Raw genomic sequence first — 18,139 nt, forward strand, 5'->3', positions numbered from 1 at the left:
CCCCGCTCTCGTGGGCCTCACAGCTTGCCGCCCCGCCCGCCGTCCCGCCGGGCGGGCGCGATGAGCGTCGACAGGTACGGCAGCGGCCCGCCGTCGAGCTCGGCGGCCGGCCGGATGGACTCCTCCGCCAGCCCCAGCGCCGACCCCCACACCGCGTCCCCGAGCCGCCCGGTCTCCCGCAGCGCCTGTGCGACCTCCGCGGCCTGCCGCCCGAACTTGTACGCCACGACCGTCCCCGGACCGTCGAGCGCCTCCTTGAGGACGGCCGAACCGGCGGTCACCGGCACGAGCGTCAGCGGCTCGGTGCCCTCGGTGAGGACGGCACCCGAGCGTGCGGCGAGATCCTGCATGGCGGTGATCCCGGGCACGGTCTCGACGACCGTCCCCGGCACCAGCTCCGCGATCGTCTGCGCGAGATAGGTGAAGGTGGAGTACACGTTCGGATCCCCGATGGTCGCGAAGGCCACCGACCCGCGCTCCCTGAGCAACTCGGCGACCCGCTCCCCGGCCGCGTCCCAGGCCGCCTCCCGGCGCGCCCGGTCGCTCCGCTCGTTCAGCGCGAACACCACCCGGACGACCTTCTCCTCGGGCACGTAGTGCAGCACGGTCGCCTCGGCCCGCCCGCGCTCACCGGTGTCCATGACAGGCACGACCACGATGTCGGCCGCGCGCAGGGCGTTGACCCCCTTGACGGTCACCAGCTCCGGATCCCCGGGGCCCACCCCGACTCCGACCAGCCTGCTGCTCATGACGTCCGGCACCTCTCCACGAACCGACGGGCCACACCGGGCACGGACGCCCAGTGCGTGTGCAGATAACTCGCGTGCACGCCCTGCTGTACAAAACCTTCGACGCCCCTGCGAGGGGCGCGCACCCCCCAAGCGGGAGCCGTCCCCGCCCCCGGCTCGACGACCGTCCGGTGGAACTCGTGCCCGCGCATCCGGGTCCCGGCCGGGGCGAGCACGCTGTCGCTGACGGCCACGGCGTCCCGGTAGCCGAGGGTGAGCCGCTCGGACATACGCGCGCCGGCGTCCAGCACCCCGCACATGGGCTGCCCGTCCAGCTCCCGGCACAGGTACAGCAGCCCGGCGCACTCGGCGGCCACCGGCGCACCGCTCAGGGCGAGTTCGGCGACGGCCTTGCGGAGGGGCTCGTTGGCGGACAGCTCGGCGGCGTAGACCTCGGGGAAGCCGCCACCTATCACCAAGCCCTTTGTGCCGTCCGGGAGGTGCTCGTCCCGCAGGGGATCGAAGGGAACGACTTCGGCACCGGCGGCGGTAAGGAGCTCGGTGTGCTCGGTGTAGGAGAAGGTGAAGGCGGGACCACCGGCGACGGCGACCACCAGCCCGTCCGGTGTTTGCGGACGAGGCCCTTCAGGCCGGTCGGGGGTCCAGGGGGCGGAGCCCCCTGGCGGGGCCGAAGGGACGGAGCCCCTGGAGGACGGGAAGGGCAGGGACGGCGGGGGCGACCCACCTAGCACCTCAGCCGCATCCCAAGCCGCACACGACAACGCACCCGCACTCCGCGCCAGCCCGATCAACGCCTCCAGATCGCACCCGTCGGAGACCTGCGCCGCCATCGCCGCCACGGCCTCCACCGCCGCGGCCTGCCGCTCGGCCACCGGAACCAGTCCCAGATGCCGCGACGGCGTATCCACCTGCGCCACCCGCCGCAGCACCCCGAGCACCGGCACCCCGGCCGAGTCCAACGCCTCCCGCACAAGGGCCTCGTGCCGATCGGACGCCACCTTGTTCAGGATCACGCCCCCGACCCGCACCTCCGGATCCCAGGACGCGAACCCGTGCACCAGCGCCGCCACGGACCGCGACTGCGACGACGCGTCCACGACCAGCACCACCGGCGCCCGGAGCAACTTCGCCACCTGCGCGGTGGACGCCAGTTCGCCTTCCCCGGCGGCCCCGTCGTACAGCCCCATCACGCCCTCGACGACGGCGAGGTCACACCCGCGCGCCCCGTGCCGGAACAGCGGCCCGATCAGCTCGGGCCCGCACAGGTAGGCGTCGAGGTTCCGCCCCGCCCGCCCGGTGGCGAGCGCGTGGTACCCGGGGTCGATGTAGTCCGGCCCGACCTTGTGCGGGGACACGGCGAGCCCCCGCGCGGTGAGCGCGGCCATCAGCCCCGTGGCGACGGTGGTCTTGCCGCTGCCGGACGACGGCGCGGCGACGACCAGCCGGGGCACGGACGAGGACATCACCACTCGATGCCCCTCTGCCCCTTCTGCCCGACGTCCATGGGGTGCTTGACCTTGGACATGTCGGTGACGAGGTCCGCGAAGTCCACGAGCTTCCCGGGCGCGTTCCGCCCGGTGATCACGACATGCTGGGTCCCGGGCCGGTGGCGCAGCACGTCCACGACCTCGTCGGTGTCGACCCACCCCCAGTGCATGGGGTAGGCGAACTCGTCCAGCACGTACAGCTTGTACGTCTCGGCGGCCAGGTCCCGCTTGACCTGCTCCCAGCCCTCCCGGGCCTTCTCCTCGTTGTCCAGCTGCTCATCACGCTGGACCCAGGACCACCCCTCGCCCATCTTGTGCCAGTCGACGCTCCCGCCCTCCCCGGAGGCACCGAGGACGCGCAGCGCGTTCTCCTCGCCGACCTTCCACTTCGCCGACTTGACGAACTGGAACACCCCGATCGGCCACCCCTGGTTCCAGGCGCGCAGCGCCAGCCCGAACGCGGCGGTCGACTTGCCCTTGCCGATCCCGGTGTGCACGACGACCAGCGGCCGGTTCCGCCGCTGCCGGGTCGTGAGCCCGTCGTCCGGTACGACACTCGGCTGTCCCTGCGGCATTACGCGGCCCTCCTCGAAGTCCCCTGCGTCCCCTGTACATCCCTGACCAGCCCGGCGATCGAGTCCGCCCGCAACTCGTCGAGCGTCACCGCCGTACCCCCCAGTTCACCCGCGAGCTGCCCGGCGAGCCCCAGCCGCACCGGCCCGGACTCGCAGTCGACGACCACGGAGGCGACCTGCCCGGCCGCGAACAGCCGCGCCGCCCGCCCGGCGAGGGCCACCGGCTCAGGACCGCCGGTGGCCCGCCCGTCGGTCACCACCACGACCAGCGCCCGCCGCACCGGATCCCGCAGCCGCTCCACCCGCAGCACCTCGTGCGCCTTGAGCAGCCCGGCGGCCAGCGGTGTCCGCCCGCCCGTCGGCAGCGACTCGAGCCGGGCCGCCGCCGTGTCCACGGAGGAGGTGGGCGGCAGGGCGACCTGCGCGTCCTTCCCCCGGAAGGTCACCAGCCCCACCTTGTCCCGGCGCTGGTAGGCGTCGAGGAGCAGCGACAGCACGGCGCCCTTCACGGCACTCATCCGCTGCCGCGCCGCCATCGACCCGGAGGCGTCCACCACGAACAGCACGAGGTTCCCCTCGCGCCCCTCCCGGGTCGCCTGCCGCAGATCGTCCCGCCGCACGACAAGACCCGGCCCGGACCGGCCGCGTGCCCGCTGGTGCGGGGCGGCGGCCTGCACGGTCGCCGCCAGGTGCAGCTTGGTCAGCGTGCCCCGCGGGCGCCGGGCCCCGGTCGTCCGCCCGTGCTCGGTCCGCGCCCGGGAACGCCGCCCGGCGGCACCCTCGCCGATGCCGGGAACGCTGAGCGTCTTGGCGCGGAAGGGCTCGGATGCCCGCGCCGGGGCCTGCTCACCCGCCCCCGCGCCGGAAGCCTGCGGTTCCCCGCCCTCACCGGCCTCGGGACGCGCGCCGGTGTCACCGCCCTGCGGGCCGCCGTCGCCCTGGGGAGGCTGCCCGCCCCCGTCGCCGGGACCGTCGGGGTCCGGGTCGGGGTCCTCGTCGTGGGAGGAGTCGCCGAACTGCTCCAGCGTCTCGTCGAGCTTGTCCTCGTCGAGGCCCGGCGCGTCGAAGGGATTGCGCCGCCTGCGGTGCGGCAGCGCGAGCAGCGCCGCCTGCCGCACGTCCTCGGCGAGCACGTCGGTCCGCCCGGCCCAGGCGGCCAGCGCCGTCGCGGTACGGGCCATCACGATGTCGGCCCGCATGCCGTCCACCTCGAAGGCGGCACAGGTCGCCGCGATCTGCCGCAGCGCCCCGTCGCCCAGCCGCACCGACGGCAACAGCTCCCGCGCCGCCACGATCCGCGCCCGTACGGCGGCCTCCTCCTCCGCCCACCGCGCGGCGAAGGCGGCGGGATCGTCGTCGTACGCCAGCCGCCGCCGCACCACCTCGACCCGCTGGTCCGGTTCCCGCGAGGCGGCGACCTCCACGGTCAGCCCGAACCGGTCCAGCAACTGCGGGCGCAGTTCGCCCTCTTCGGGGTTCATGGTGCCCACGAGCAGGAACTTCGCCGCGTGCCGGACGGAGACGCCCTCGCGCTCGACGTAGGAGGCGCCCATCGCGGCGGCGTCCAGCAACAGGTCGACCAGGTGATCGTGCAGGAGATTGACCTCGTCGACGTACAGGATCCCCCGGTGCGCGTCGGCGAGCAGCCCCGGCTCGAAGGCCTTCACACCCTCCGCCAGCGCCCGCTCGATGTCGAGGGCGCCGACCAGCCGGTCCTCGGAGGCACCGACGGGCAGCTCGACCATCCGGGCCGGCCGGGACTCGAACGCCCCGGGCTCGTGCGGCCCGTCCGGGCAGGCGGGGTCGGGGGACCCGGGGTCGCAGGAGAAACGGCACCCGGAGACGACGTCGACCTGCGGCATGAGCGCCGACAGGGCACGTACCGCCGTGCTCTTCGCCGTCCCCTTTTCTCCCCGCACCAAGACGCCGCCCACGGCAGGGCTCACCGCGTTGAGGAGCAGGGCCAATCGCAAATCGTCCTGCCCGACGACGGCAGTGAAGGGAAAGGGCGTGCTCATGCCTGGATCACTCCTTTGAGTGGCTGGTGTCCGAGTTGGCCGGGCGCCGAGCACACGGCTGCCGACGTGTGAGGCGGATCCCCGCCGACGTGGGGGTGTTCCGGGCACTGCCCAACCGACAGCCGTCCGCGCACGTTGCTCCCCGCCACTGCGGGGGTTTCCGGGGAGATCACCCGTCTCCCTCCAGATCGCCCTCGAGCTCCAGGTAGGTCGCCCGGAGCCGGTCCAAGGTCTCCTGGTCCGGCTCCGCCCACAGCCCCCGGTCGGCCGCCTCCAGGAGGCGTTCCGTGATGCCGCGCAGCGCCCAAGGGTTGGACTTCTTCATGAAGTCCCGGTTCTCGGCGTCGAAGACGTACTCCGCGCTGAGCTTCTCGTACATCCAGTCGTCGACCACGCCCGCGGTGGCGTCGTAGCCGAAGAGGTAGTCGACGGTCGCCGCCATCTCGAAGGCGCCCTTGTAGCCGTGCCGCCGCATGGCCGCCATCCAGCGCGGGTTGACCACGCGGGCGCGGAAGACCCGGTGGGTCTCCTCGCCGAGCGTGCGGGTCTTCACCTGGTCCGGCACGGCCGAGTCGCCGACGTACGCCTCGGGGGAGGCCCCCGTCAGGTGCCGCACCATGGCGACCATGCCGCCGTGGTACTGGAAGTAGTCGTCGGCGTCGACGAGGTCGTGCTCGCGGGTGTCGACGTTCTTGGCGGCCACGGCGATGCGCTTGAACGCCGTCTCCATGTCCCCCCGGGCGGCCCGCCCGTCGAGCCCGCGCCCGTACGCGTAACCGCCCCACACCGCGTACACCTCGGCGAGGTCCGCGTCCGACCGCCAGTTGCGCGCGTCGATCAGCGGCAGCAGACCCGCGCCGTACGCCCCCGGCTTGGAGCCGAAGATACGGGCCGTCGCCCGTCGCCGGTCGCCGTGCCCGGCCGCGTCCTGCTCGACATGCGCGCGTACGAAATTGGACTCGGCGGGCTCCTCCAGCTCGGCCACCGCCCGTACCGCGTCGTCGATCAGCCCGACGACGTGCGGGAACGCGTCCCGGAAGAAGCCGGAGATGCGGACCGTGACGTCGATGCGCGGCCGGCCCAGTTCCGCCAGGGGGACCACCTCGAAGCCCGTCACCCGGCGCGAGGCGTCGTCCCAGACCGGGCGGCAGCCCAGCAGGGCGAGGATCTCGGCGATGTCGTCGCCCTGGGTGCGCATGGCCGATGTGCCCCAGACCGTCAGGCCGACGGACTTCGGGTACTCGCCCGTGTCCTGCAGATAGCGCGCGACCAGCGAGTCCGCGAGCGACTGCCCGACCTCCCAACTCAGCCTGGACGGGATGGCCTTGGGGTCGACGGAGTAGAAGTTACGGCCGGTCGGCAGGACGTTGACCAGTCCGCGCGTCGGCGATCCGGACGGGCCAGCCGGGACGTAACCGCCGTCCAGCGCGCGGAGGATGTGGCCGATCTCGTCCGTCGTCTTCGCCAGCCGGGGTACGACCTCGGTGCAGGCGAACTCCAGCACGGCGACGGCCTCGGGGAGGTCGGTGCCGAGGACGTCACGGACGAGACCGGGAACATCCGCGGCGTTCCACGCCACGGACTCCATGCCCTCCGCGACCCGCCGGCACAGCTGCTCCAGCAGGTCGACCGCGTCGGCAGCCGTCCGCGCCGGGCCCTCCACCAGGTCCGTCAGCTCCACCGGCACCTTCACCGGCGTCCCCGGCTCGGCCAGCAGTTCCTTCTCCACCAGCCCGAAGTGAGCCGCCAGCGAAGCCCTCAGCCCGGGCAGCGCGTTGGCCTGCCCGCCCCACACCTGCGAGGCGCGCAGCACGGCGAGGACGAGATTGACGCGCGGCTCGCCGACCGGGCCGCCGCCCAGGATGTGCAGGCCGTCGCGGATCTGCACGTCCTTGATCTCGCACAGATAGCCGTCGATGTGCATGACGAACTCGTCGAACTCGTCGTCGTCCGGCTGCTCGTCCACGTGCAGGTCGTGGTGGAGCTCGGCGGCCTTGACGAGGGTCCAGATCTGCGCCCGCACGGCCGGCGCCTTCGTCGGGTCCAGGTCGGAGACCAGCGCGTACTCGTCGAGCAGCTGCTCCAGCTTGGCCAGGTCGCCGTAGGTGTCGGCGCGGGCCATCGGCGGCACCAGGTGGTCGACGACGGTGGCGTGTCCGCGCCGCTTGGCCTGGGTGCCCTCGCCGGGGTCGTTGACGATGAAGGGGTAGATCAGGGGCAGGTCGCCGAGGACGGCGTCCGGCGCGCAGCCGCCCGACAGCCCGAGGCCCTTGCCCGGCAGCCACTCCATCGTGCCGTGCTTGCCCATGTGGACGATCGCGTCGGCGCCGAAGCTGCTCTCCAGCCAGCGGTAGGCCGCCATGTAGTGGTGGGACGGCGGCATGTCGGGGTCGTGGTAGATCGCGATCGGGTTCTCGCCGAAGCCGCGCGGCGGCTGGATCATCACGACGACGTTCCCGAACCGGAGCGAGGCGAGCACGATGTCGTCGCCGTCGACGTACAGGCTGCCCGGCGGCTCGCCCCACGCCTCCAGCATGCCGTCCCGCAGCTCGGGGTCGAGCTTGTCGAACCACGCCCGGTAGTCGGCGAGCGGCACGCGCGCGGGCGCGGCGGCCAGCTGGTCCTCGGTGAGCCACTCGACGTCGTGGCCGCCGGCCTCGATGAGCCGGTGGATCAGCTCGTCGCCGTTGTCCGGGTAGCTGTTGACCACGTACCCGGCGTCCCGCAGCGCGTCCAGCACCCGTACCGCCGAGGCGGGGGTGTCCAGGCCGACCGCGTTGCCGACGCGGGAGTGCTTGGTCGGGTAGGCGGTGAAGACCAGCGCGATCTTCTTGTCGGCGTTGGCCTTGTGCTTCAACTGCGCGTGGCGTACGGCGATTCCGGCGACCCGCGCGGCCCGCTCGGGGTCGGCGGCGTACACGGGGACGTCGTCCGGGCCCTGCTCCTTGAAGGAGAACGGCACGGTGATGAGGCGACCGTCGAACTCCGGGATCGCGACCTGCATCGCCGCGTCCATGGGGGAGAGGGCGGCGTCGGACTCGTCCCAGGCCGCATGCGAGGAGGTGAGACAGAGGCCCTGCAGCACGGGGATGTTCAGGTCGGCGAGCGCCCCGATGTCCCAGGCCTCCTCGTCACCGCCCGCCGACGCCTGCGAGGCGTGCGTGCCGCCCGCGGCGAGGACGGTGGCCACCAGGGCGTCGGCCCTGCCCAGGATCTCGTACAGCCCGGCGTCCGCCCCGCGCAGCGAACCGCAGTACACCGGCAGCGCGTTCGCGCCCCGCGCCTCGATCGCGTCGCACAGCGTGTCCACGAAGGCGGTGTTGCCGCTCAGTTCGTGGGCCCGGTAGAAGAGCACGCCGACGGTCGGGCGGCCCGCCAGGAAGGCACGCTCGCCGTGCACGCCGTACTCCGGCATCTTCTGCGGCTCGAGGAACCCCTCCCCGGTCAGCAGCACGGTGTCGGACAGGAACCGGGCGAGCTCGGTGAGGTTGGCGGGGCCGCCCTCGACCAGGTACTTCAGGGCCTCGGCGACGACACCCGCGGGCACGGACGACTCGGCCATCAACTCCGCGTCGGGCACGGCCTCCCCGCCGAGCAGCACGGTCGGCACGCCCGAGGCCCTGAGGGCGGCGAGCCCGTCCTCCCAGGCGCGCTTTCCGCCGAGCAGCCGTACGACGGCGATGTCGGCGCCCCGCAGCAGCTCCGGCAGTTCCCCGGCGACGTCGACCCGGGTCGGGTTGCCGATCCGGTAGGACGCGCCGGAGGCCCGCGCCGCCAGCAGATCGGTGTCGGCGGTCGACAACAACAACACTGTGCTCATGCGGGCGCTCCCGGTGGAATGAAGGGCAGTCCTTGCGGCGCGCCCGACTCGATGAGCCGCCACAGCGCGTCCGTGTCCGCGTGCTGTTCGATCAGGTCGCCGAGCCGGTCGAGCTGCTCCTCGCGCAGCGCGGCGAACGAGGTGTCGGCGGCGGGCACGAAGCGGCGGCCCGCGGCGGCGGCCACCTCGCGCAGGAAAGCACGCCGGAAGCCGTCCGACTCCAGCGAGCCGTGCCAGTGGGTGCCCCAGGTCTGGCCGGCCCGGCAGCCGTCCAGGAAGGGCTCACCGCCGGTCACGTCACCGACTCCGTGGTGGATCTCGTACCCCTCGACGTGCTCGCCGAGGGCCTCGCCGACCGGCCGGGTGAGGGTCTTCTCACGGGCGAACCGCACGCGGACGGGAAGGAGTCCGAGCCCCTGGACCCGGCCGGCGCGCGACTCGACCTCGTCCTCGATGTGCTCGCCGAGGATCTGGAAGCCGCCGCAGATGCCGAGTACGGGCCTTTGCTGGGAGGCCCTGCGGACCAGCGCCTCGGCGAGACCCCGCTCCCGCAGCCACTCGAGCGCCCGTACGGTCCCGCGCGTGCCCGGGACGACGACGAGGTCGGCGTCGGCCAGTTCCTCGGGCCGGTCCACGAACCGCACGACGACGCCCGGTTCGGCGGCCAGCGCGTCCACGTCGGTGAAGTTGGACATCAGCGGGATCGCGCACACGGCGACGCGCAGCACGTCCTCGCCGACGGGCGGGGCGACGTTCGACTCGCGGACCGTCCCGCGCAGGGACACGCGAAGGCCGTCCTCCTCGTCGATGCCGAGCCCGTGCCGAAAGGGCAGCACTCCGTAGGTCCGCCGCCCGGTGAGCCCGCGCAGCATGTCGAGGCCGGGTTCCAGCAGGCCGACGTCGCCGCGGAACTTGTTGACGAGGAACCCGGCGACCAGTTCCTGGTCCTCCCGCGACAGCAGCGCGACGGTCCCGAAGAAGGAGGCGAAGACGCCCCCGCGGTCGATGTCGCCGACGACGAGCACGGGCAGGCGCGCGTTGCGCGCGATCCCCATGTTCACGATGTCGGTCCGCCGCAGATTGATCTCGGCGGGCGAACCGGCCCCCTCACAGATCACCGCGTCATACGTGCCCCGCAACTCGGCGAGGCAGTCGAGCACGGTCCCGAGAAGCTTCCGCTGCCGCCCGCCGTGGTAGCCGCGCGCGCTCAGCTCGCCCACGGGCTTGCCGAGCAGCACCACCTGACTGCTCTGCTCGCCGCCGGGCTTGAGCAGCACGGGGTTCATCAGCGCGGTCGGCTCGACGCGGCACGCCTGCGCCTGCATGGCCTGCGCCCGGCCGATCTCGGCGCCCTCGCGGGTCACGAAGGAGTTGAGGGACATGTTCTGCGCCTTGAACGGCGCGACCTTGACCCCCTGCCGCACCAGCCACCGGCAGATCCCGGCCGTGACGACGCTCTTGCCGGCGTCGGAGGTGGTGCCGGCGACGAGGAGACCACCACTCATGACGTACGCCCCTTCGCGATGACGCGCGCGGCGGCACAGACGCCGAGCGCGAGCAGGCTGACACGCTGGGAGAGCCGTACGGCCCGTTCGATGTCACGGCCGGCGACGGCGCGCCCCGTGGCCCCGTTGAGCACGGGCCGGTGCTCGACCCGCCCCCCGTACGACAGGGTCCCGCCCAGGCGCACGCCGAGCGCCCCCGCGAACGACGCCTCCACGGGCCCGGCGTTGGGGCTGGGATGCCCGGCCGCGTCGGCACGCCAGGCCCGTACGGCACCCCGGGGGTCGCCCCCGGCCACGGCGGCCAGTACGGCGGTCAGCCGCGCTCCGGGCCACCCCGCGAGGTCGTCGAGCCGGGCGGAGGCCCACCCGAACCGCCGGTACCTGGACGACTTGTGCCCGACCATGGCGTCGAGGGTGTTGGCGGCCCGGAACCCGAGCAGCCCCGGCACACCCCCCACCGCGCCCCACACCAGTGCCCCCACCACGGCGTCGGATGTGTTCTCGGCGACGGACTCGACGACGGCCCGGGCGATCCCGTCGGCGTCGAGCGCCTGCGGATCCCGCCCGCACAGGTGCGGCAGCCGCGCCCGGGCGCCCTCGACGTCCCCGGCCTCCAGCGCCCGCCCGATGCCCCGGGCCTCGCGCGCCAGGGACGCCCCGCCCACGACGGCCCAGGTGGCGGCGGCGGTCAGCGCGACGGAGGCGGTACGGGAGGGACGTACGGCGGACGCGGCGAGCGCCCCCAGCGATACGGCACCGCCCACGCACACCGCGGTGTGCAGCGCGCCCCACCCCCGGTGGTCCCGCCACAACACCCGCTCGACGGCCCCCGCCGCCCGCCCGAACGCGGCGACCGGATGCCCGCGGCGCGGGTCGCCGAGGAGCAGGTCACCGAGGAGGCCGGCGGCGGCGCCGTACGCGAAGACGCGATCGGCACGCATCGGCTCAGCCGGCCGAGGGGTCGGGCAGTGACCTGGTGCTGTACCTCAAACGGCAGGCGAGCATGGCGATATGTCCTCACTCAGGGTGTCCGCGCCCTGGTTCGACGAGACCGGCGGTGAGAGTTCCTGGCTCCCGGGGCTTCCTACCCCGGTGACAGTGGCGGGACCGCGCCGGATTCGCACCGGCTTCCTCTCTTGCCGCCGTACATGGCTCCGGCAGTCCACCATGCCCCCGGAAGGGCCGTCAACTTGCTGTTGACCTGCGCGGGGAGAGTGTGCTGAGGCCCACATCGGCACCGCTCGGAACGGTGTGACGGCATGCGAGAGGCTCCCCCCGAGGACATCAGGGAGGAGCCTCTCGACCTCGGTCAGGCCTTCGCCATGATCAGGTAGATGCCGTACGCCACCGCGGCCGCGCACCCCGCGAAGCACACGTACGCGCCGGTGACGGCGAGCGCCGCCGAGTTCCCCTGCGCGGCGGCGCGCTCGCGGCGCGACAGGCCGGTGACGCCGAGGGTGAAGAGGGCCACCAGGCCGAGGGTGACCGTGAGGCTGACGCCGAAGACGGAGCCGAGGGCTGCCCAGTCGATCTTCATAACAGTGCTGCTTTCTTGTGGACCGGGGTGACCGGGGTCAGACGGCGGCGGCCGGCGGGGTCGCCGGGTCGGCGGCGGGGGCGACGACGGGCGCCGCCGGGGACGGGATCGTGGCCGTCAGGTCCTCGGACACGGTGCCCACCGGGGGCGGGGTCACGGCGGCGATCGCCGTGGTCACCACGCCGGCCGGCTCCGCAGTGTCGTTGACGTTCCTCGCGTCGACCACCTCGCGGCGGGAGACCTTCCAGATCGCGGCGCTGGAGGCCACGAGGAAGACCGCCACCAGGGCGGTGCCCCAGTCACCGAGGTCCGTCACGGTCTCGGCGAGCGCGCCGACCAGGGCGGCGGCCGGGAGCGTCAGCACCCAGGCGACGACCATGCGGGTGGCCGTGGACCAGCGGACCACACCGCCCTTGCGGCCCAGGCCCGCGCCCATCACGGAGCCGGAGACGGAGTGCGTGGTGGAGAGGGAGAAGCCCAGGTGGGAGGAGGCGAGGATGACCGTCGCGGCGCTGGTCTGGGCGGCGAAGCCCTGCTGCGGCTGGAGCTCGGTCAGGCCCTTGCCCATGGTGCGGATGATGCGCCAGCCGCCGAGGTAGGTGCCGAGCGCGATGGCCATGCCCGCGGAGAGGATCACCCAGGTGGGAGGGTTGGAGTCGGGGGCGATGGAGCCGCCGGCGACCAGGGCGAGGGTGATGATGCCCATGGTCTTCTGCGCGTCGTTCGTGCCGTGCGCGAGGGACACCAGGCCGGCGGAGGCGATCTGCCCGGCGCGGTAGCCCTTGCGGGCGGCCTCACCGTCGGTGTTCTTGCCGATCGCGTAGGAGAACCGGGTGGCGAACATCGCCGCCACACCCGCGACCACCGGGGCCGCGACCGCCGGGAGCAGCACCTTGGTGACGAGGACGTCACCGTGGACGGCTCCCGTGCCGGCGGAGGCGACGGTGGCGCCGATCAGGCCGCCCATGAGGGCGTGTGAGGAGCTGGAGGGCAGTCCCACCAGCCAGGTCAGCAGGTTCCAGAGGATCGCGCCCACCAGGGCGGCGAATATGACCTCGGGACGTATGCCGTTCTCGTCGACGAGACCCTTGGAGATCGTGTTGGCGACCTCCACGGAGAGGAAGGCGCCTACAAGGTTGAGGGCGGCGGACATGGCCACCGCGACCTTGGGCTTGAGCGCACCGGTCGAGATGGTGGTGGCCATCGCGTTGGCGGTGTCGTGGAAACCGTTCGTGAAATCGAACGCGAGTGCGGTTACCACCACAATCGCGAGGATCAGCGAGAAGCTTTCCATTTACCCAGGCAATCGTTCGAGGTCATTGGCTGGACGACCGTAGGCAACCTGAGTGAACGGAAGGTGAACTGAGACGGGCGTCACGGTGTCATTACAGGGGAGTGACCGCTCCGCCCCGGCGCGGCGGCGCGAAACGGCCCGGGCGCCCCTTGGCCGGCGGTCCCGGGTGGAGGACGTCGGCCGGGTCGCGGAGCCGTCGAAGAGATTCTGGTCACGCGGCGGGCTGCCACGACCTGCTGGCAGGATCACGGCATGGGCGAAGAGAGCAGAGGCGTGCGCGAGGCGGAGTCGCGGGCCTGGGAGGCGCTGGTGGCGACGGCCCGGCGGACGGTGGCCGACGGACTCGTCGTCGGCACGTCCGGCAACGTGTCGGTGCGCGTGGGGGACACCGTGCTGGTCACACCGTCGGGCGTCCCGTACGACCGGCTGACACCGCACGACGTGACCGGTGTCGACCTCGCCGGACGGCAGGTGCTCGGCACGCTGGTCCCGACCAGCGAACTGCCCATGCACCTCGCCGTGTACCGCACCACCGACGCCCGCGCCGTCGTCCACACCCACGCCGTCCACGCCACGGCCGTCTCGACCCTCGTGACCGAACTCCCGGCGGTCCACTACATGTCCTGCGCACTCGGCGGCACCGTCCGAGTCGCCCCCTACGCGACGTACGGCACCGAGGAGTTGGCCGGGAACATGCTCCGCGCCCTCGCCGACCGCTCCGGCTGCCTCCTGCAGAACCACGGCACGATCACCTGCGGCGCCACCCTCGACCAGGCCTACGACCGCACCGCCCAGCTGGAATGGATGTGCCGCCTGTGGCTGACGGCGTCCTCGGTACCCGGGCTGACGCCCTCCCTGCTGACCTCCGAGCAGCTGGCGGAGGCGGGGGAGAAGCTGCGGGGGTACGGGCAGCGGGGGTGACCACCGCGGGTACCCGCCCCGCCCGGCCGCCCGGGGATTGAAGAGTGCCTCAGGCTGGAACCCGCAAGGACATGTCACCCCGACCCTTCCTCCCGCTGGCCGGCAGGGCGGCCCGCCGGGACACTGGACCCGTGCGCACCGTCACAGCGGCGGCCTCCGCCGTCGCCGCCGTCCTGGCGGCCGGCGTGGCCGTCGGCCGGATGGCCAGCGACGCCGCGCTGAAGGCGGTCCCCGGCAGGCCCCTGCCCACCGAGCCCCGGCTCACCGTGCACGCCACGGCCGCGGGCCGCATCTCGCTCACCCGCGACCTGGCCTCGCTGCGCCCCGGCACCTACGGGCTGGCCGGTGACGGGGCGCACGCCGTCGTCGGCACCGTCCTCGAGGCCCCCGCGCCCTCCCCCGACACCGTCGTACGGCGCCTGGAACGCGTCACCCACGGCACGCTCGAGCCCGGCGACCGGGTGTGGCTCACCCCGAACCTGTACGTCGGCCACCCGAACGCCGCCCTCGGCCTCGACCACGCCGACGTCGACGTGCCCGGCGAACTCGGCTCCCTGCCCGCGTGGTTCGTGGCCGGCGCGCGGGACACCTGGGTCATCACCGTGCACGGCCTGGGCGCCACCCGGGAACACCCCATGAACGTCATGGGGTTCCTGCACCGCCGCCGCCTCCCCGTGCTCGACCTCGCCTACCGCGGCGACCTCGGCGCCCCGCGCCCGCCGGACGGCCTGAACCACCTCGGCGAGACCGAGTGGCACGACGTGGACGCGGCGATCCACTACGCCGTCCGCCACGGCGCCCGACGCGTCGTCCTCTACGGCTGGTCCACCGGCGCCACCATGGCCCTGCGCGCCGCCGCCCACTCCGCCGTGCGCGACCGCGTCTGCGGGCTGGTCCTCGACTCGCCGGTGCTCAGCTGGGAGGCCACCCTGCGCGCCCTCGCCGCGGCCCGGCGCACGCCGGACCTCCTGCTGCCGCTCGCGGTGCGGGCCGCCCAGGGCCGCGCGGGCCTGCACGCCGACCGCGTCACCGGGACCGCCGACCCGGCGCGGCTCAGCGTGCCCACCCTGCTGATCCACGGACCGGACGACGTGGTGGCACCCTGGGAGTTCTCCCGCCGCCTCGCCGCGGACCGCGCCGACCGGGTCGCTCTGCACACCGTGCGGCGGGCCCCGCACGGGGCGATGTGGAACGCCGATCCGCACGGGTACGAGGAGGCGCTGCGCCGCTTCCTGACGCCGCTGATGTGACCGCCGGGCGGTCGGGCGTGCGGGCCGGCTGCCCTGGTCCACAGCCGTTCCGTTCAAGGCCGTACCACTGGCCTGAACCCCCTCCTCGGCCCTCGGCGGACCGCGTCCGCCCGCCACCCCCGTCGCCCGCCGTGGCATTCCGTTTGGGTTTTCGGACCGTCAACCGCAAGACTGCACACGTGACGTCCCGTATCCCGCGCGACTCCAGGCTCCGACTCGTCCGACCGCGACCCCTGGCCGCCGCCCCCCGAGCGATGAACCAGCGGCGCTCGCGCCGCCCCGCACCCCGCCCGCCGGAGGGCACGCCCGCACCCGCCGAGCTGGCCGGAATGGCGCGATCCCGCCTGGCCGACGCGGCCCGCGTGGCCCACTGGGCCGACGCCGCCCTCGGCCCGGGCGGCGACGCCGCGACCGCCGACGGCAAGGCCACCCTCTCCGAGGCGACCGCCGAACGGGCCGCCGCCGAGCTCGGCCTGACCGTGGCTCAGGTCCGCGGCGACTGGGACACCGCCCGCCTCGCCGGGCTCATCGAGGTGCACGGGGACAGCGCGCGCCCCGGCTGGCGCCTGCGCGCCTGGGACCGTGACGACAGCGCCGTCCTGCGCGGCTGGGTCGCCCTCTTCGACGCCTGGTCGCTCGCCCACCCCGAGCCCGCGGAGCACGAGCCCGCCGCCGTCGCCGAGGTCGTCTCGGCCATGCCCCAGGTGCTCTCCTTCCTCCAGCTGTCCGCCGGCCCCGTCCCGGTCGAGCAGCTCCTCGACCTGCTCCAGCAGCGGGTCACCGAACTGCGCACCGAGCGCTGCGAGGTCTCCTACGAGCCCGACCCCGAGGCCCCCACCACCGCCGCGCCCGCCACCCGTACGCCGCCCGCGGAACGCGCGCCCGACCTCGCCCCGCTGCTCGACTGGGCGCTGCACGCCCTCGCCTCCGTCGGCGCCCTCACCTACGGCGACGGCCAGGCCACACTCACCCCGCTGGGCAGTTGGGCGGTCTGGGTCAAGCTGGAGCAGATCTGCGTGGCCGCGCAGAGCCCCGCCGGGAACATCGAGCAGGGCGCCGAGGACATGCTGCGCGGCTGCGCCCAGCTCCGCCCCAACGCGGCCCGCGCCGAATACCGCGCCTGGCTCGCCGCCCGCCCCGTCGGCAGCGCCGTCACCGAGCTCATCGACGCCGCCCGCGGCGAGGACGCCCTGCTGCGCGGCCTCGCCTTCGAGGCGCTGCGCGTGGTCGGCGCCCCCGCCGAGCCCGACGTGCGCGCCGTCCTCGACGAGCCGACGCTCAGGCCGTACGCCCTGCTGTGGCTCGCCGAGCACGACGGCGTGGACCCGGAGGACGCCCACGAGGTCCTCACCCGCAAGGAGGCCACCTGGCTGTGGGTGGACACCGCCGCCGCCGTCGCCGACCACGGCGAGGCGCCGATGCTCGTACGGCACCTGGAGTCCGCCGTGCAGCCCACCGTCCCCCAGCTGCTGGCCGAGGTCCGCGCGGTCGGTCACCCGCGCACCGTGCAGGTCCTGGTCGCCCTCGCCGCCGCGCACCCCGACCCGGCCCTGGCCAAGGCGGTGCGCCGGGCCGCCTTCCAGGTGCACACCGGGAGATAGGGCCTGTCGCCGCGGACCGTCAGCCCCCGATCTCCGGGGCGTACGTGCCGAAGCTCCAGATGTTGCCCTCGGTGTCCCGGGCCATGTAGTCCCGAGAGCCGTAGGCCTGGTCCGTCGGGGGCATCAGGATCTCCGCGCCGTGCTCCACGGCCCGCTGGTGGTGTGCGTCGACGTCGTCCACCACGACGTACACCCCGGTCCGGCCCGCGTCACCCATCGCCTCGGCGAAGACGCCGTCCCGGCCTTTGGAGCCGACCATCACCGCCCCGTTGCCCTGGACCAGCTCGGCGTGCAGGACCGTGCCGTCCTCGCCCTCGTAGACCGACAGCTCGGTGAAGCCGAAGGCCTCCGTGAGCTGTCTGATCGCCGCCTTCGCGTCCGCGTACAGCAGCGTCGGATAGACGCTCGGCCGCGCGCCGCCCGTGCCAGCCATGCCCACCACTCCCTCGTGTCGGGGCTCCCGTTCAGTCTGGCACCCGCCTCCGACAACGCCCGGCGGCCGGCGGCAGGCGGAGGACACGGGCGCGTGGGCTCCCCGGCCGCGGGGCCGCACGCGGCTACGCTCTGCGCCTGATCGATGGAACGCGGGTGCCGAAGGGGGCCGGGTGGCCGTTCTGCCGGACGGGGTGACACCGGCGAGATCACCCGCGCGTGGCCTGCGCCCGCCCCTCGACCGCCTCCTCCCCGCGACGCTCACCGTCCTCCTCGCGGCCCTCCTCCTCGCCACGGCCCACCAGATCCGTCCCGCCCCCTACGGCGACCACCTCACCGGCAGCGCACCGGGGCCGCACCCGCGGCAGGAGGCGGCGGCACGCGCGCGGGGCGCGGTCGTGGAGGCCCACGATCCGGTGACGGGCGAGTTCCGCTGGCGCTACGCGCGCGACGGGCGCCGCCCGGTGGCCGTGCTGTCCGCGCGCGGGCACGCGCTCGCGGTGTGGGACGACGGGCTCGTCACGGACACCGACGGCCGCTCCGTCCGCTGGCACCGCGCCCTGCCGGCGGCCGCCGACTGGCTCCCTGCCCAGGGCGGCACCGGCGTCCTGCGTCCCCTCGCCCGGGGCATCCTCGCCGTCGTCACCCCGCGCCGCATCGCCGGGTACCGCACCGCCGACGGCGACCTGCGCTGGGTGCTGCCCGCGCGCCCGGGATGCGCCTTCCGGCCCGAACGTGCCGTACGTCACGGCGGAACGCTGCTCGTCGCCCAGCCCTGCGCGCGCGGAGCCTGGACGTCGCAGGTCGTCGCCGTGGACGACCTGGGCCGGATCGCCCCGCACCGCACGCCCCTCGGCAACGAAGTCCCCGGCCGGCGGCCCGAACACCCGCACGCAGAAAAAGCGCTTGCCCGGCCCCGTTAGACTTGGCCCATGGCCATTCTCCTCGCG

General features: G+C 73.9%; 14 protein-coding genes and 1 riboswitch. Of the genes, 4 read left to right on the forward strand and 10 right to left on the reverse strand.

Features of this window, described 5'->3' with window-relative positions:
* Nucleotides 1-17: 17 nt before the first annotated feature.
* From cobI to ACIBBH_RS03125, 9 genes are all read right to left on the reverse strand, one after another.
* Entirely contained in the window at nucleotides 18-749 is a 732-nt protein-coding gene (cobI, locus tag ACIBBH_RS03085; RefSeq protein WP_399401310.1) for a precorrin-2 C(20)-methyltransferase, read from the reverse strand.
* Nucleotides 746-2,212, reverse strand: a complete 1,467-nt coding sequence (locus ACIBBH_RS03090; RefSeq protein ID WP_399401312.1) for a cobyrinate a,c-diamide synthase — start codon at nucleotides 2,210-2,212, stop codon at nucleotides 746-748. The genes cobI and ACIBBH_RS03090 overlap by 4 nt, the downstream gene beginning before the upstream one ends.
* Entirely contained in the window at nucleotides 2,212-2,811 is a 600-nt protein-coding gene (gene cobO, locus ACIBBH_RS03095; RefSeq protein WP_399401314.1) for a cob(I)yrinic acid a,c-diamide adenosyltransferase, read from the reverse strand. Before cobO ends, ACIBBH_RS03090 begins: the two co-directional genes overlap by 1 nt.
* Nucleotides 2,811-4,829 carry a putative cobaltochelatase gene (locus ACIBBH_RS03100; protein WP_399401316.1) on the reverse strand — a complete coding sequence of 673 codons (2,019 nt, stop codon included), beginning with the start codon at nucleotides 4,827-4,829 and terminating at the stop codon, nucleotides 2,811-2,813. Before ACIBBH_RS03100 ends, cobO begins: the two co-directional genes overlap by 1 nt.
* 169 nt (nucleotides 4,830-4,998) lie before the next feature.
* Complete coding sequence (gene cobN / locus ACIBBH_RS03105) at nucleotides 4,999-8,649, reverse strand: cobaltochelatase subunit CobN (RefSeq protein ID WP_399401318.1); 3,651 nt, start codon at nucleotides 8,647-8,649, stop codon at nucleotides 4,999-5,001.
* Nucleotides 8,646-10,154 (reverse strand): cobyric acid synthase, encoded by a 1,509-nt coding sequence (locus ACIBBH_RS03110; protein ID WP_399401320.1) that lies wholly within the window; start codon nucleotides 10,152-10,154, stop codon nucleotides 8,646-8,648. The genes cobN and ACIBBH_RS03110 overlap by 4 nt, the downstream gene beginning before the upstream one ends.
* Entirely contained in the window at nucleotides 10,151-11,095 is a 945-nt protein-coding gene (locus ACIBBH_RS03115; RefSeq protein ID WP_399401322.1) for a cobalamin biosynthesis protein, read from the reverse strand. The genes ACIBBH_RS03110 and ACIBBH_RS03115 overlap by 4 nt, the downstream gene beginning before the upstream one ends.
* Nucleotides 11,096-11,194: 99 nt before the next feature.
* Nucleotides 11,195-11,337: riboswitch (cobalamin riboswitch) on the reverse strand.
* A 126-nt stretch (nucleotides 11,338-11,463) separates the two neighbouring features.
* Nucleotides 11,464-11,691: a hypothetical protein gene (locus ACIBBH_RS03120; protein WP_399401324.1), complete on the reverse strand. Its 228-nt coding sequence runs from the start codon at nucleotides 11,689-11,691 to the stop codon at nucleotides 11,464-11,466.
* 37 nt (nucleotides 11,692-11,728) lie between these two features.
* Nucleotides 11,729-12,985 carry an anion permease gene (locus ACIBBH_RS03125; RefSeq protein WP_399401326.1) on the reverse strand — a complete coding sequence of 419 codons (1,257 nt, stop codon included), beginning with the start codon at nucleotides 12,983-12,985 and terminating at the stop codon, nucleotides 11,729-11,731.
* A 252-nt stretch (nucleotides 12,986-13,237) separates the two neighbouring features.
* Between ACIBBH_RS03125 and ACIBBH_RS03130 the strand changes: the two genes are divergently transcribed.
* The 3 genes from ACIBBH_RS03130 to ACIBBH_RS03140 all read left to right on the forward strand — a co-directional run bounded on the left by ACIBBH_RS03130 (nucleotide 13,238) and on the right by ACIBBH_RS03140 (nucleotide 16,757).
* Entirely contained in the window at nucleotides 13,238-13,906 is a 669-nt protein-coding gene (locus tag ACIBBH_RS03130; protein WP_399401328.1) for a class II aldolase/adducin family protein, read from the forward strand.
* A 131-nt stretch (nucleotides 13,907-14,037) separates the two neighbouring features.
* Nucleotides 14,038-15,156: an alpha/beta hydrolase family protein gene (locus ACIBBH_RS03135; RefSeq protein WP_399401330.1), complete on the forward strand. Its 1,119-nt coding sequence runs from the start codon at nucleotides 14,038-14,040 to the stop codon at nucleotides 15,154-15,156.
* A 254-nt stretch (nucleotides 15,157-15,410) separates the two neighbouring features.
* Complete coding sequence (locus ACIBBH_RS03140; protein WP_399401332.1) at nucleotides 15,411-16,757, forward strand: hypothetical protein; 1,347 nt, start codon at nucleotides 15,411-15,413, stop codon at nucleotides 16,755-16,757.
* A gap of 19 nt (nucleotides 16,758-16,776) precedes the next feature.
* On the opposite strand, the gene ACIBBH_RS03145 is transcribed toward ACIBBH_RS03140, so the two are convergent.
* Nucleotides 16,777-17,190: a VOC family protein gene (locus tag ACIBBH_RS03145; RefSeq protein ID WP_399401334.1), complete on the reverse strand. Its 414-nt coding sequence runs from the start codon at nucleotides 17,188-17,190 to the stop codon at nucleotides 16,777-16,779.
* Between the two features lie 172 nt (nucleotides 17,191-17,362).
* Between ACIBBH_RS03145 and ACIBBH_RS03150 the strand changes: the two genes are divergently transcribed.
* Nucleotides 17,363-18,112: a hypothetical protein gene (locus ACIBBH_RS03150; protein WP_399401336.1), complete on the forward strand. Its 750-nt coding sequence runs from the start codon at nucleotides 17,363-17,365 to the stop codon at nucleotides 18,110-18,112.
* The last annotated feature ends 27 nt before the right edge of the window (nucleotides 18,113-18,139 follow it).

Source organism: Streptomyces sp. NPDC051636 (genome assembly GCF_044453765.1).
Classification (GTDB): Bacteria; Actinomycetota; Actinomycetes; order Streptomycetales; family Streptomycetaceae; genus Streptomyces.